Raw genomic sequence first — 15,204 nt, forward strand, 5'->3', positions numbered from 1 at the left:
AAATGATTCAATGAGGTCATCATTCCCGGATAAACCGGTTGAAGCGAAGCAATTTTACGGAACCGCCATCACTTCAACTATAAAAATAACATTTTATTTGCTGTACTAAGCATGAATTCAAAACCTTCAAAATACGTATTTGTATGCAACATCCAAGACGTTATCGACGACGTTGGGGTACCTAACGAAATTTCAGCTATATCCTCGAAAAAAATTCTCCTGTTAATCACCGAAAATACCCTTTTTTATACCCAGCTTCTTCATCTTAGAATTAAGTGTGGTCGAAGGAATTTTTAGAATTTCCGCTGCGCCTCCCACTCCGCCAACTTTCCATTGGCAAAATTTCAGCACGTTGATGATATGCTCCCTTTCTAATTCATCGATCGTTTTTATGCAACTTTCATCCATGAAAGGTTCGTGGTCAACAGGATTATAAGACTCCGGAAGATTCATTTCATCAATAACAGGTTGATTTGCCAGCAAAACGCATCTTTCAATCATATGTTCAAGTTCCCGGACATTGCCGGGCCAGTTGTACTTATCTAAGTTGCCTAGTAGTCGTTCAGATAATCCGCTGACATGCTTACCTGCTTTTTTAGCATGCTTAAAAAGAAAATGAGTAGCTAACATTTGCAAGTCTTCTTTTCTTTCTCTCAGCGGGGGAAGCATAATGGGAAAGACGTTCAACCTGTAATACAGATCGCTCCGAAATCTGCCCAGAAGTACTTCCTGTTCCAAATCCCTATTGGTTGCGGCGATTATGCGGACGTCAGTTTTAATGGTGCTCCTACCCCCTATCCGCTCAATTTCCCGTTCCTGCAATGCCCTTAATATTTTGACCTGTAAGTCCATAGGCATTTCACCGATCTCATCAAGAAAGAGCGTACCGTTATTGGCAAGCTCGAATTTACCGATTCGTTTTTCAGTGGCACCGGTGAAACTACCTCTTTCGTGACCGAAGAGTTCACTTTCAATAAGATTAGCCGGAAGTGTTGCACAATTTACCTTTATCATCAAACGGTCCTTTCTTGGCGACTCATTATGAATCGCCCTTGCAATCAATTCTTTTCCTGTCCCGGTTTCTCCCAATATCAAAACTGAGCTATTGGTTCGGGCAACGTTAGATACCAAATTAAAGACCCTTCTTAATGCCGGGCTCGTCCCGATGATCTCACTATGGTTGTGATTAAATTGAATTTCCTCCTGCAGATAGGTATTCTCAGCTTCCAGTTGTTTTTTATAATTTGAAATTTCTGCTACCTGTTCTGCGATCTGTTCATTTGCTATGATATTGGCCATAGCCGAAGCCAGCTGAGAGGCCAGGCTTTCGATTAGTGTTAAGTGGCGCTGGCGAAAATGACCTGTTTTATTGGAGAATAACATCAAAATTCCAGTTTTACGTTTGCCGTTACTCAGGCCCGAAACCGTAACTTCACGCATACCGGCATTGTAGTTCATTTGAAAAAGAGGTAGTGAATTATCAGATCTGATCAGTTTATACAGATCAAAGACCAGGGGCTTTTTATTGGAAAAAAAAAGATCGAGTGTGGATTTATTGATCCGGCAACGACCGGTTGTAAGTTTATTATACTCAGGTTGGTGCTGGCTTTTCGACTGCGGATCAAGCAGGAATGCATTGAGCCAATTTTCATCTGAACTTATTTTTAGTGTTACGGAATTATGATATGGAAGCAATTTTCTCATACTTTCATTCACAACAATATGCAGATCGTGTTTACTGCGCGCCGCCGCCAGTTCATTGCTTAAGTCCAGCAACATGGATTTTTCATGATCCCTTGCCCGCAACTCGTCACGGGCTATCATATTGGTTACCGCGTTTGAAACCTGATAACTAACCGATCGTATTAATTCAAACTGAGATTTACCCATGTCATGGAGTACCTCAGACACGAGCAATAAAAAGCCCCGGATTTTATTATCTGAAAGTAATGGCGCTACGATCAGTTCTTTCATTCCAAACGCATGACAAGCGAGTGCAAAATCCGGGCCATCACTTGACACCGCCATTTCCTCCAGATTGTAAATTTTTGCAAACCGCTCATTTGATATTTCGTATTGTAAAAAGCTGTTGTTATGAAGCGTGTTAGAAAGCATTTTTCGATGCGAGGGATTAAGTCTGAGCATCGATTCCTTTTTATAACCATACCCAAAATAACCCGGCGCATCTGCATCATAAAGCGAAATTACCACATGATCAAAATCAAAAACTGAATTCAGACGCGCAAGCAAAACGTCGGGCAGAGCTTCCCGATGACTGAGTGTCGCCAGGTCATTACCGACGTTGAGCAGGATCGATTTCTCTCCTTCCTTCCTGACTATTTCGTCATGGATCAAAATATTAGTGACCGTGGATGCGATCTGGTTGGCAATCGTTTTGATCAGGCCAAACTGGTCAGGAAAATAGGTATTTTTGTGTTCTGAAAAGATATATAAGCCGCCAAATGTGCCACTACTGTTATTCATCGACACACCGACAAATTCCCGTATACCGGATTTTTTATAAAACCTTACATAAACGGGTGGGTTTGGGTTCCGTAGCAGCTCGTCAATTTGAAAGATGACCGGGTCAATACTTTCAAGTGTTTTGTTCACTACACCATCTTCAATCGGCGAATGGGCCGCACGTGCCTTATCGAAATCCGGATGATTCCTCCGTTTACTCTCCGAATAAAACAGGAAAGCATGGTGAGTCTTGAGGTGGTGATCATATAATGTGATAATGATGTCATTGAACGGAATCAGTTTTTTTATTTTTCCGTGCAAGGCCAGCAACAATTTTTCCCGGTCACGCACCAAAGCGATTTCGCAGCTTAGGTCAAGCAGCTCCTCATTCTCTGATTTTCTGTCCTGTAATTTCGCTTCCACAAAAAGATCACTCTTGCCGTAACCTGACATTTTCGATACGAATAATAATTAACACCTGTACGTAACAATGGCACATGACATCTAAGGCTCCATGCATCACTGTTATTTACCAGCGCATTTACCATTCCAAAATTCAAATAACTTACTATGAGAAAGTTACGAATATTTGCAATTAAAAAAAATACGAAATATCGTATAAAAACATCAATTATACGAAAATTCGTATTTTCCAAAAACCATTAACAGGCCGTTTGCGAACTTCGTTGTCAGCTTACACTTTCACAATAAGATTACAGCGAAAAATGTCTCTCACTAAATATAGTTGCTTAACTAACAGGTCAATCAAAAACATAACCGGGTTACACCTTTTATGATTGTTTGCACGCCTGAAATACCAAAGCACGTTGAGAGACCTTTAATGGCCGGTCACCTATTTCTTTGATTAACGCATGCTCAAACGCTTCAATTATATCATCCATTAATGAAGGATTTTCGTTTTGAATAAAGGATGAAACCGGCAAGCCCTGTATAAAACCATAGGCCGCCATTGAAGCAGTAGCGATTTCTCCGTATTTGTCAACGGCCTGTGATATTATCTCCTTAAAGCCCGTTTGCCGGAGCAATTCTATAACCCCATCGGCATCACTCATGGAGAATGGTCCGGGGTTCGAGCGGATGGTACTTTTTGCCAGGTACTCGTTTAAAACTTTATCACTTATTAACCATAACTTATTGGCTAAAAGATCGGCCCAGGTACTGAAAACAACTTTTCCGCCGGGCCTTAATACCCTGAATATTTCTGCGAGTGCTTTTTGCTGATCGGGCACCAGCATAACACCGAATTGACAAACAACCAGATCAAACTGATTTTCGTCAAAAGGAATATTCATCATATCGGCCGTTGTCCAGGTAACCTTTGAAGATTTGACTTTACTCCTGGCTACGCTGATCACATCAGCGTTGAGATCGGTTGCGGTAAATAACGTCCCGTCAGGTAAGTTTTCCGTGAGGTGTTTGGTCAATCGTCCCGAACCGCAGGCAAGTTCCAGAACTTGCTGAACACCCTTCCAATCCAGCCTGTTTGCCAGGTCAGCAGCGAACGGTTCAAATATAAAAGGCCCTAAAAAGTCCTCATAATTTTGAGGAATTTTACCGCCAAAAGATAAAGATGGATTTGACATATGTGTTTTATTTTTTTGTAATCGAAAACTGCATTATCCAGGGTTTGCTATTTCTAGCCGGCTACGGCAAAAAAAAGAATAATCCATTCCAGGAAACACGGCTTAATTTCTATATGAATAAATGTTAACAAAAACTTCTTTTAATAAGATACAGCGAGGGCTCGCACATGTCTGCAAATCCACTATTACTACTTTGCAAGGATCGCTCCAAAAATCAGCGGGAGCGTGTTGCCTTTTTACACTTAAAATTGCAAAAAAATAAAAATGTGACGATAGAAAGCCGGGTCGCTTGTTCAAATGTGTATTTAGAACGGTGAGTTTACGATATATCGTGACTGTCTACGGGACGTTTACACGTTCTAATTCGATCTTTGAGTTTCTAAAAGGCCGGGATACTCTTATCGATCCCCGTCATTATCCGCCAAGATGAATTCTTTTCAATTCTTCCCGGAACTGTTCATGAGCCTCGTGTCCGGCAGCAATGAAATCCAGGGCCGGCTTATACTTCACAGGGTCCACTGGTTCGTATTTTAAACTCCAGATCATGGATTCCACAAGAACCGGCAGTAAGTCGATGCTTTTTTCAGTTAAACTATAAATAACTTTCTGTTTATGCTCACTCGGGTCCGGACGTTTAGAAATCAATCCCTCCTGTTCCAGCATAGCTAACCTGCTGGCCAAAATATTGGAGGCAATTTTTTCCTCGGATGCACGAAATTCGTTGAAATAACGTTTTTTATCAAAAATAATATCCCGCAAAATAAGCAGACTCCATTTGTCACCCACGATCTCTACCATCAAATTAACGGGGCATAACGATCTATGATTTTCCATAATTAATGATCCTGTTAATCCGGTTACAATATTTACGCTTTACTTTTAATTGCAACCAGTTGTCAAATACAACAAGTCAAATATACATGAAAAACCCAGAAAATATTTCTATTCATTTCGCAAAACATGATTTATTTACATTAAAATTAACAATGAGAACAACTTGTGGTAAACCCAAGGAAAACAAGCTTTTGAAATCACATTTTTCGGGCTTATGATAACCGAAGAAGCGAATTCGACAAGAACCCCTTGTAGAAAATAAAGGCTTTAGATCAGGTTATACGATTATAATAACACATTGCCAATCAGGACATCGCTAATTTACAATCAGACCGGCGTTTTGGTTCCGCTGAACACCGGATATGTTATCAAACGTGATATAATATAACATATCGTAGCCATACCAGCATGATACATCAGATCAACAATTCTGAAACATTTATATTAAGAAACTCTGCGATAGCGAGTAGCCGGATTACCGTTAATTTAGTCTTGCCAAGCTCCAGTTTACTATAGGAGTTTTGGGATACGTTTAGCATTTCCGCAACCTGCGACTGCGTTTTACCTTTTTCTCTACGGCATTCCCTGATATTGCAGGCTATTTTTTGCAAACCTGACTCCATCTGATTTTTCATTTGAATCATTTAGCCCCCGTGTGATCAGTTTTTCAACTTTCGCGCGAATACACCGACACCGGTTATAGGGCATTCGCGCGCAATTTGACTTATTTTAAATGATTTTTAATTTCAACACCGGCTTGATTCATAGCGCTCCTGATCGACGGTACGGCAGCCAGCGGGTTTAATAGTCCGTAATCATGTATGAGGCCATTGTATCTCACAACAGTTACAGGTACACCTGCTTCATCTAGCTTCCGGCCATAAGCTTCTCCCTCGTCACGGAGCACATCATTTTCCGCAACCTGAATGAAAGCCGGGGGAAGCCCGGAAAGTTCAGCAAGTGTGGCCTGCAAGGGCGACGCATATTTATTTTTCCGGTCAGCCGGGTTAGGGATATAGCTGTTCCAGTAATATTCCATTACGCTTTTAGTCAAAAACCGCTTTTCTGCATATTGATTATATGATGGGGTGTTAAAGTCAGCATCAGTTACCGGCCATAACAACAGTTGAAAACGAATGGCCGGACCTTTTCTGTCTTTGGCCATTAACGCAACGACTGCTGCCATATTCCCGCCAACGCTGTTGCCTGCTACCGCCAGCCGGCGTCCATCTATATTCAGTTCTTTGCTATGAACAGCAACCCATTCCGTCGCGAGATAAGCCTGGTTAATAGCTACAGGGAAATGAGCTTCCGGCGATGGGGAATAGTTGACAAAAACGGCCACGGCACCAGAGTTAACGACAAGGTCTCTTACCAGGCGTTTGTGTGTCTCAAAGTCACCAAGCACCCATCCTCCGCCATGAAAAAACATAAATGCAGGCAATATTCCCTTTGCACCAATTGGCCGGACGATATCTAATTTAATTTGTTCCCCTTTAATCTTGATAAGCTTTTCAGAGATAACGATTCCGGACAAATCAACATTGACTGATTTTTGGACACTGACCAACACGGCCCGCCCATCCTTCGGAGATAGCTGTTCAATGGGTTTGCCTGGCGAAGAGTTTACTGCTTTCAGAAAGACCTTCACGTGACTTTCGATCTGAGGATCCTGCGGCACATCGATACGCTGTGCATAAACACCGCTTGTTATTAGTAAGCCAGTTATAATTGCTTTAATAGTCTTTATTTGTTGTTTCATTTTTTAAATTATTAGGGTTACACCAATCTTTATTCTCCTATCTTCCATACGGGCGACAATATTGATACAAACAGCACACCCATTCATTAAATCCTACTAGTCAAGTAGTTATATATTATAAATTATTATTCCATTACGATATTTCGTCATAATACGTCTGCCCGTACGAATTCCTTCTATTGCAAGCGGCTTTGACCTGCAGGGAGAATTGAAAGAATACACCGATATAACTACCCTCGGACCCGTAAGTGAATTATTATTGATCACTATCGTCTATTAATTAATATTTAAATAATAGAAATTTGATAACTATAAATAATTGTTTCATTTAATTTGGCTTCTGATTAAGTTTCACTGCTTGTGCTGAATGACATCTGAGGAAATACCGGCTTTGTTAACCGACAAGTTTCTGACTTATGTTTTTTGACCGGTCCAGGATTATACGACTTTACAAGATTATCGCGATAGTCGCCGCATAATATGGTAATGGTTTATCGGTTGACCCGCTGTCCAATATACCAATAATGTAACTCACTTGTAGAAGCACGGGACACAGTAAACAAAAATCAACAGCCAACTCTAAAGTGATTTATAAATGGATCGATTGACAAAAGGCACGATCGTTGTCGGTTGAGCAAGTAATCAGTTATAGAAATTAATAATGAGACACCTAAACAGAATCAAAGAATATCACTTATCAGCAGTCATCCTGCTTACACATAACGTACGTTTGCATTTGCTTTTCTTAATTTTCATTCCTTGTGGACTCAACCTGAAAGCGCAAGACAGAACAGGTTGTATACACAATCAGCAAACCATAGACTCCTTGGTTTCATTAAGGCTTTATAAAGATGCAGCGAATGATTATTTCCAAACATTCCGTAGATCAGCAAGCTGTAAAACAAGCTTCAATTTATTAAAAGCTGCCAAAATTTGTGCGCTGGCTGGCGAAACCGATAGCATGTATACTTATTTAACAGTCATTGTTAACCGAAAAGCACATTCATTGTACGTCGATATACTCGCTGAACCTGATTTTTTCATACATAAACGCGACAGCAGGTGGCTATTTATCAAATCAAGGCTGGATGTTTACCTGGCATCAATTGCGACGGAGCTTATCGACCTGTATACAAACCGACTCAAAATGGATTCAAAATTACGGGCGATTGAAAAATATCACGGGCAGAGGTCCAGAAGATACCTGGTGTTCGCAGACTCCGTTGCTCAACTTGATACCATTAACGATTTCAAGTTAAAATCAATGATTCGTACCTGGGGCTGGCTTGGTGTTGACCAGGTGGATGCAGCGGGCGTCCAAGCCGAGATTTATCTTTTCGAAAAACTCAAGTTTGAAGATCAAAAAAAATATTATTCATTTATAGCAACAGCTTTCAAAAATAAAGTAATAGATGGACATACCTTTGCGGCGTTGTCAGATAGGATTGCGCTTAAAGATCAGGGATTTCAAATTTATGGAACGCAGATAGGAAAGAACAACCTGCGGCTGCCGGTTGAAAACCCCGACAGTCTGAACTTTAGAAGGGTTCAGATCGGATTAAACCCGATTGCGGATCTCTAAGTCTATGAAGTTATCAAAGCGATACTGAGTAGACTGCTGAAGTCATCAATTTTCCGATAGACGACAATGATGAACTTGACTACGTCCTCAATGTCATCGCATTTACCGGGACTAAATTCGAGCTTGTATTGATAACTAAAGCTCAGAAAACGATAAGGTTTTCAGACAGCGCCGGAAAGGTCGTCAAACACAGGGCACCCACTAAAGCAACTGAAAAATTCACATGAAAAGGTATCTTATTCTTATTGGCTGACCTAGTAGGGGTTGACCGGTTTAGAATAAACGACCAGTCGTCATTATTAGGTGATATGATTTTTTTCGATCATCTAAATGTTGAGTAATTTATGGCCTTGCTCCTGGACAATTCTCGCGATTTCGGGTTTGAGCGCGTCGAAGATAGCGTCTGCTCCCTTATTGGCGACATAGGAACCGAGGATGCCGGTGAAGCGCTGATACCAGCGCTTTTTACCAAGCGGAAAGTCGGTTCTCAGTTCGCCCAGATCGTTCTTAAGTTCAGTGATAAAATCAAATATTATTTCCTGTCCGACTGTCAGCTCGTCAATCTTAATAAGCAGCGCATTGATTTTGCGGATAAGGTCATTGACTTCCTCCTGGTTAAAAGGCCTTTTGTCGATACCTTTTATACCAAGCTTTTCGAGTTCCCTGACCGCATAGAAAATTTGATTCTCAGCGCGGTTTTTTTGATGGGGCCAATCCTTATACCTAATCAACACATATTCAATTGGATTGGTATTCGTTTTTTGCTCCTCATCGTTAATTTTTTCTTTTGCATCCTGCAATTCGCTTTTTAGAAAATCAATGGTTTCTATCAGAAATATGATTTTGTCATCTTTATTGATAAACTTTTTTAGTCCGTTTATGATAAACTTTTTGTCGTCGTCGGAGGTCTGGTAATAAGAATGGAAACCATAATCCCCTCCTGTTAGATAGCGGTCTTTTTCCTCTTGACTACATCCTCAAACCTGAAAGAATTGATCAAGTCAACGAGTTCCTTTATTTCCATTGTCTTTGTGTAAGGCTTAAATCATTAAAATTTAAACATAATCATTAATTATTTATCAATAAAATTCTCGCTGAATAACATTGTGGAAATTTCCAGGTAAGACGCCGGTGTACGATATCGTCTTGAAGCGGTTGCGCATGAATATAAATTGTTTGAATCGATAGAATACATTTTGACAGGTATGTTTTTTAAATACTATTTACACTAGAATAATTTCCGTCCCGGTACTTGGACATTTTTTTAGGAAAAGCACAACTGTTATATATATTTAGCCTGCTCAAATACTTATGCGGAATTTAACCATAATAAGGTTAAAGGCATTCAAACGAACACGGATATCGCTAAGCCCGTTTGAAAAATACTCCTGTACAAACAAAAGCCCTGATTGCTGATCAATCAGCTATCAGGGCTTTTGTTCACTTTATATGGGGTTTGGAAAATCGGATGGTTTCCGATTAAATACTACCTTTACTTCATGAAAACCTACCTGCTATCACTATTCTTACTGGGTACCGCCCTATGTGCATCTGCTCAAAACAAATTAAGCGACCTTTACACCCTGGAGCCGGGGGATCATTATCCTCAAAATATGCCCTATGTACAACAGTGGATTACAAGGACCCTTCAGCCTATTTTTGTTCGCAATCTGCAAAGTTCAGACAACGCGCGTTCTGCTACGAAGTTCCTCAGCTTTAACCTGGCCGGGAGTTCTGCGTCGGCTTTAATGCTTCCCAACACGGGTGGCCTTCGTTTGCTATCCGGTCCTGGTCAGATCAAGGTTCAGTACTCACAGGAGTTACTTAACTATAAGCCTTTTGATATTACCTCTTTTGATTATCAATATCAAAGTTATTTTCTGTTGGCCCGCGATGTATTGCGTATCACCACAGATCAAATGATCGCCAATACAATGAATTTTTTTATAGAGACTGATGGCACTAAAAAGGATAAATATGACCTGTTTATTGATCATGTCAATAAACAGATGAAGGTAAAGATGCCTTACTCTACCATCAAGCAGGTCCATGCTCTTGCCGCTGTAGTGGAAAAACAATTTCCGAAGAAGACGGCAGAGGTGATCTACAGCACTTACATACAGGGGAAGAATGATAACGAAACCAGTCAACGTTTGCAACAATTTTATAATATCACGGGCTTTTTCCAGAATGCAGTGGCAGAACGGCTTGACGATATGATGTCTCCGAAGTTGCAATTTCGGCAGGACGCGGTTCAAACCTTGGAAATACCCTTAAAGATATTGACCATCCCGGGCTTGAAAGACTCCCTGGCAAATTTCCGTGTAGAAACAGCCAAGACGGTCCTGAACTACCATGAGAGACATTTGGAGATCACTTTCACCGGTAAGCTCAGACAACAGGTGCTGATCGTATCCCCGAAAGTAATGGATCGGGATGTGAAGACCGGCAAGTTTATTTGGGTTAAGCCGTCTCATTTGGTTACCGAAAAGGTGGATTTTAAAGAATTACAATTGGTGGTCAGTGAAAATGGCACAAGCTTATCGGGTAGTACCCCGGAAGGTTATGTTTATCAGCTATTTGAACTACCCAGGATGCCTTAGATGGGATATTCTACTTTATAGAGAAAAACTTACATCATAGTTCGTCAATAAATCGATTAAAAATCCCCCTTTTATCGACGGGCAAACCCGGTGATAGTCATCCTGCACTTCAATACTGTATAACAAAGACATTAGTCCGCAATTGGACCACAATGTAATTAATTGTAATTTCACATTTTTTCACCCGTAATTACAGGCCTCTTTCTGACCTGTAGTCTATCCGCCATGAGAAAAACTATTTGCTTCTTCTTGTGCAATCTAATGATGGTCACTGCAGCAACCGCTCAGCAGGATCGGCATACCTTACCGCGAAGGGAAATTATAGGGACTGGCTGACACCAACGGGAAGGTCATCGTTAAACCGCTGTATGTTAAAATACGCACGACGGACACCTATGGCGAGGGCGATACAACAGGTAAATTGTTCCTCGCCAGCAAGAATGGCTTGATCAGTAACGCACGGGTTATCATGGCACCTAAATATGTTTTTCTACATGCCGATTCGGTGTTTATTAAGGAGCGCATTGCCAAATACGGATCAAATGAAGTTAAATCGTTGCTTTACAACATGCGCGGTATACGGATATCAGGTACTCACCCTACTTGCTTTGAACAGATGTAGATTTAATTATACAATGATACATTCTTTCAAAAAGAGGCAAGTCTTTTGTTATAATCAGTGCACGCGCTTTAAGTCCGGGCTTGTAAACCAATTTTTCGTTTTGATTTGTGATAAATCCCTTGTCTAGCTTGATTGTGCCAAGAAAACCACTATCAACAGTAACACTTGAAATATAGTCAAGACGTCCTGAAACAAAACCAACTTCCTGATATGGATAAGCGTTTAACCGCAATTGTACGCGCATTCCTGTATCGATTTTGCCAAAATTATTTTGGGAGAGGTGAAGTTCGGCATAGTAGTGAGTATCGGGAGGATTTACATATCCTAAAAGCTTTCCCTGGCTGATATATTGGCTTTTTTGAAGTGGAAGAACAAATACCAATACCCCATCGGTAGGTGCCTGGATAATATAATTTTTTATCCAGTTGTCAACCTGACTTTTTAATGTGTACAGTGCTTGTTCAAATATCTTTTGTTGCTGATTTATATCATGCCCTAATTGATCTATTTCCTTTTGTTTATCCAGTATAAGGTTTTGCTGAGATAACATGCTGACTTCCGCCTGTGGGACCGGCAAAAGTTTATTCAGTAAATTTCCGCGGGCCTGCCTGTATTCCTCTGCGGTAATAACTTTTTCCTTAAATAGCGCCTCATTCATTTCAAAAGTTTTCCTCGCCAGTTCACTATCCTTGCGATATATCTCTTTTTGCTCGCTCACCCTATCCATCATTTGTTTAAGGCCTGTGATTTCTTGATTCAGCACATTTTTTTTCTTATAATAGAAACCATTAATGGCATAATCGTTGTAAATCTGCCACGCGGCATCAAAAGTTTGATAAGCCTCCTGCATCTCACCTAAATTATTAAGCCGTTTTTGGAATTGCTGCGAAATTTCAAGGGTTCCGTTTTTAGACACCAGTTTTAAGCTAGTTTCCAACCTGCACGATAATTCTAAAACTTCATCTGCCGATGCGGTGCTTTCCATCAAACCGATTATTTCGCCCTGTTTTACCTGTTGCGAATTTTTAACCAGGAGTTTCATCAGTTTCCCACTTTGCCTGGCAATTATTTCTTTCGGAGCGTTTTCTGCGGTAAAAACAGCGTCACCTTCTATAATATCAGGATAGTGAATAAACCATGTTCCGATTAACAGGCATATGATCAATACTATAAAAATCAAGAGTGCCCATTTTTCCGCGAACCCCGGCTTGTGGCCGACAATCTCCATTGTGATATCTGAACGTTCCTGAAAGTTCTTGTTCGCCTCCGCATGATGAATTGTTTCTTTAAACAATGCGTTATCCTCAACGCGATCCTTATTCATTATCTGAAATTTAATTTAACCGGCAAATATTAATTTCCAAGCTCCAGTTGATTTTTGACAAGCTCATAATATTTCTTTTTCAGATTAGTTAATTCTTCATGAGTTCCCTCCTCTGCGATTTTTCCCTTTTCTAAAACGATGATTTTGTCTGCGTTTCTAACCGTACTCAACCGGTGCGCTACTACCACAACCGTTCGTCCTTTAAAAAAGATGTTAAGATTTTGCAGAATAGTTTTTTCATTATTGCCGTCGAGTGAGTTGGTTGCTTCGTCAAAAAAGATAAACTTAGGATCTTTATACACTGCCCTGGCAATCAGTATCCGTTGTTTTTGTCCCTGGCTCAAATTTGTTCCTTCCGCACCGAGCTTCGTATAATAACCGTTTGGGAGTGACTCAATAAAATAATGAATATTTGCGACACGCGCGCTTTTTTGAAGATTCTGATAATCAATACTTTCAACACCAACCGCAATATTACGAGCAATAGTATCATTGAAGATGTAACCATCCTGTAACACTGCTCCGCATTGGCTTCTCCAGAACTGATGACCGATAAAACCCAGGTTCGTTCCTGTCTTTTTGTCTTCACCTTCAAACGGGCCAATGCGAATCTCCCCTTCATATTGTCCGTAAACTTTCAATAACAATTTTATCAGCGTGGTTTTACCGCTACCGCTGACGCCAACAATTGCGGTCACTTTACGATCAGGTATTGTTAAACTGATATTTTCAAGTACAGGTTCGTTACCGGCCCCAGGGTAAGTAAACGACAGGTTATCCAATTGTATGTTGTTCATCGCGGGCAGCTGTTGAATATAACTTCGTTCATGATTTTCTTCATTATCGAGCTGATGGATTTCGTTCAAACGCTCCATACTGATTTTGGCATCCTGAAAACTCTGTACAAAACCTACCCATTGCTGCACCGGTGTATTCAGCTGACCGATAACATATTGTATGGCCAGCATGGCTCCGAGTGTCAGTTGGCCTTCGATTACTAACCTGGCTACAAAAAAACTGATTATTATTCCCTGTACCTGATTAATAAAAGCAGCGCCGGCTGACTGAATCTGACTATAATTTAATGATTTAAAATCGAGCTTGAAGATATTTGCCTGAATATTTTCCCACTCCCATCGCTTTGGCATTTCTGCATTGTTGAGTCTTATCTCCTGCATCCCCTGAATCAGTTGCAGTGTGCTGTTATTTTCCTTTGCAGACAAATGAAAAGTTTCGTAGTTGAGTTTTCTGCGGACATTTAAAAACAATTTGACCCACAGGAAATAGAGCAAACTTCCACCGCAAAAGATAAAGAACAGCTGCATATTGTATAGGATCAGCACCGCAGCATATATCACAAAATTAAAAACAGAAAATAGCGTGGTAAGCGCTGTTCCGGTGAGGAATCCTTGTACCGTATTATGATCACGTATGCGCTGCAGGGTATCTCCGGTATGATGAACATCAAAGTAAGATACCGGCAGCCTGGTGAGTTTTATCCAGAAATCTGATAAAATCTGAATATTTAAAATGTTAGATATACGCAGCAGCAACCTGTTCCTTACAAAACCTATTGCGGTTTGGCTGAATGTCAGCATAAGCTGGGCAATCAGCACCATGACCACGTACTGAAGATTTTGGGCATTGATGCCGGTATCAACAATGCTTTGGGTTAAAAACGGAAAAATCAGTGAAATAAGCGAACTGATGATTAAAGCGATAAAAACATTAACCAACTGCCATCTGGCACCATGTAGATATTTCAAGATCAATGACCAATCAAGCTTTTGCTCTTTTTCACCTTCTGATCTGTAAAAATCAGGACCTGGCTCCATCAGTAATGCTATACCTACACGCTCATTATCCTCATTCTTTGAAAAGGCCCATCGTGCTAAAAAATCTCTTAAAGGATATTGAACGATACCGATACCGGGATCCGCTACAGACACATAGCTTTTCCTCCACCTGCTTATTGAAATAGCGTATAATACCACGAAATGGTTTTGATTCCAGTGTAAAATACAGGGAAGGGCCGCCAGGTTCAGCTGGTCAAGATTTAATTGGACACCTCTTGTCCTGAAACCTATTTTCTCAGCGGTTTCACTAATTCCCAACAAAGACACGCCCCTTTTATTAAACCCTGTCATTTGTCGCAGGGTATCTGCATTATAGTGCCTCCCATAATACTTGGCTATCATCCGCAGGCAGGTTGGGCCACAATCCATGGCATTTAACTGCCTGTAAAATGTAAACTTTTTGTCCGTCATTAACAGTTGGTCTCTAAAACATGCCGACCAGAAAGGCCGCCGTTTTCTTCACGCTTATTTTTTTATAAAAAAGTAATCATATATGTCATCAGCTTTCAACAGGCCCGGTAAGTGTTGAGTCGTGCTACAATAAATCAAAGGTT

At 40.6% G+C, this 15,204-nt stretch carries 11 protein-coding genes; 3 read left to right on the top strand and 8 right to left on the bottom strand.

Translation table 11 applies throughout. From position 1 onward, the window contains the following. Positions 1 to 222: 222 nt before the first annotated feature. The 5 genes from QWZ01_RS10905 to QWZ01_RS10920 all read right to left on the bottom strand — a co-directional run bounded on the left by QWZ01_RS10905 (position 223) and on the right by QWZ01_RS10920 (position 6,663). A complete protein-coding gene (locus QWZ01_RS10905) occupies positions 223 to 2,916 on the bottom strand; it encodes a sigma 54-interacting transcriptional regulator (RefSeq protein WP_290323352.1) in 2,694 nt (897 codons plus the stop codon). A 338-nt stretch (positions 2,917 to 3,254) separates the two neighbouring features. Then, positions 3,255 to 4,067 carry a class I SAM-dependent methyltransferase gene (locus QWZ01_RS10910; protein ID WP_290323353.1) on the bottom strand — a complete coding sequence of 271 codons (813 nt, stop codon included), beginning with the start codon at positions 4,065 to 4,067 and terminating at the stop codon, positions 3,255 to 3,257. Positions 4,068 to 4,481: 414 nt separating this feature from the next. Next, positions 4,482 to 4,901, bottom strand: a complete 420-nt coding sequence (locus QWZ01_RS10915) for a winged helix-turn-helix transcriptional regulator (protein WP_290323354.1) — start codon at positions 4,899 to 4,901, stop codon at positions 4,482 to 4,484. Between the two features lie 416 nt (positions 4,902 to 5,317). After that, positions 5,318 to 5,545, bottom strand: coding sequence for a helix-turn-helix domain-containing protein (locus QWZ01_RS26005; protein WP_353959395.1), 228 nt, complete (start codon positions 5,543 to 5,545; stop codon positions 5,318 to 5,320). Positions 5,546 to 5,625: 80 nt separating this feature from the next. Next, positions 5,626 to 6,663, bottom strand: coding sequence for an alpha/beta hydrolase (locus tag QWZ01_RS10920; RefSeq protein ID WP_290323355.1), 1,038 nt, complete (start codon positions 6,661 to 6,663; stop codon positions 5,626 to 5,628). A 661-nt stretch (positions 6,664 to 7,324) separates the two neighbouring features. Here QWZ01_RS10920 and QWZ01_RS10925 point away from each other — a divergent pair. Continuing rightward, positions 7,325 to 8,245 (top strand): DUF6624 domain-containing protein, encoded by a 921-nt coding sequence (locus QWZ01_RS10925; RefSeq protein WP_290323356.1) that lies wholly within the window; start codon positions 7,325 to 7,327, stop codon positions 8,243 to 8,245. Positions 8,246 to 8,571: 326 nt separating this feature from the next. Here QWZ01_RS10925 and QWZ01_RS10930 read toward each other — a convergent pair whose 3' ends face one another. Further along, positions 8,572 to 9,045 (bottom strand): hypothetical protein, encoded by a 474-nt coding sequence (locus QWZ01_RS10930; RefSeq protein ID WP_290323357.1) that lies wholly within the window; start codon positions 9,043 to 9,045, stop codon positions 8,572 to 8,574. Positions 9,046 to 9,744: 699 nt separating this feature from the next. Here QWZ01_RS10930 and QWZ01_RS10935 point away from each other — a divergent pair. Together QWZ01_RS10935 and QWZ01_RS10940 are read left to right on the top strand one after the other, a co-directional pair. Next, a complete protein-coding gene (locus QWZ01_RS10935; protein WP_290323358.1) occupies positions 9,745 to 10,848 on the top strand; it encodes a hypothetical protein in 1,104 nt (367 codons plus the stop codon). Positions 10,849 to 11,317: 469 nt separating this feature from the next. Continuing rightward, complete coding sequence (locus QWZ01_RS10940; RefSeq protein WP_290323359.1) at positions 11,318 to 11,470, top strand: hypothetical protein; 153 nt, start codon at positions 11,318 to 11,320, stop codon at positions 11,468 to 11,470. Here the strand turns inward: QWZ01_RS10940 and QWZ01_RS10945 are convergent. After that, entirely contained in the window at positions 11,448 to 12,794 is a 1,347-nt protein-coding gene (locus tag QWZ01_RS10945; RefSeq protein WP_290323360.1) for an HlyD family secretion protein, read from the bottom strand. The genes QWZ01_RS10940 and QWZ01_RS10945 overlap by 23 nt on opposite strands. Before the next feature lie 29 nt (positions 12,795 to 12,823). Next, positions 12,824 to 15,061 (bottom strand): peptidase domain-containing ABC transporter, encoded by a 2,238-nt coding sequence (locus QWZ01_RS10950; RefSeq protein WP_290323361.1) that lies wholly within the window; start codon positions 15,059 to 15,061, stop codon positions 12,824 to 12,826. Between the last annotated feature and the right edge of the window lie 143 nt (positions 15,062 to 15,204).

It is taken from the genome of Mucilaginibacter aquaedulcis, from assembly GCF_030409325.1.
GTDB classification, from domain to species: domain Bacteria; phylum Bacteroidota; class Bacteroidia; order Sphingobacteriales; family Sphingobacteriaceae; genus Mucilaginibacter; species Mucilaginibacter aquaedulcis.

Bases quoted from the DNA above. Each gene is read 5' to 3' on its own strand.
- QWZ01_RS10925 (WP_290323356.1), top strand. From the start codon at position 7,325: ATGAGACACCTAAACAGAATCAAAGAATATCACTTATCAGCAGTCATC.
- QWZ01_RS10915 (WP_290323354.1), bottom strand. From the start codon at position 4,901: ATGGAAAATCATAGATCGTTATGCCCCGTTAATTTGATGGTAGAGATC.
- QWZ01_RS10935 (WP_290323358.1), top strand. From the start codon at position 9,745: ATGAAAACCTACCTGCTATCACTATTCTTACTGGGTACCGCCCTATGT.
- QWZ01_RS10950 (WP_290323361.1), bottom strand. From the start codon at position 15,061: ATGACGGACAAAAAGTTTACATTTTACAGGCAGTTAAATGCCATGGAT.
- QWZ01_RS10945 (WP_290323360.1), bottom strand. From the start codon at position 12,794: ATGAATAAGGATCGCGTTGAGGATAACGCATTGTTTAAAGAAACAATT.
- QWZ01_RS26005 (WP_353959395.1), bottom strand. From the start codon at position 5,545: ATGATTCAAATGAAAAATCAGATGGAGTCAGGTTTGCAAAAAATAGCC.
- QWZ01_RS10905 (WP_290323352.1), bottom strand. From the start codon at position 2,916: ATGTCAGGTTACGGCAAGAGTGATCTTTTTGTGGAAGCGAAATTACAG.
- QWZ01_RS10910 (WP_290323353.1), bottom strand. From the start codon at position 4,067: ATGTCAAATCCATCTTTATCTTTTGGCGGTAAAATTCCTCAAAATTAT.
- QWZ01_RS10940 (WP_290323359.1), top strand. From the start codon at position 11,318: ATGGCACCTAAATATGTTTTTCTACATGCCGATTCGGTGTTTATTAAG.
- QWZ01_RS10920 (WP_290323355.1), bottom strand. From the start codon at position 6,663: ATGAAACAACAAATAAAGACTATTAAAGCAATTATAACTGGCTTACTA.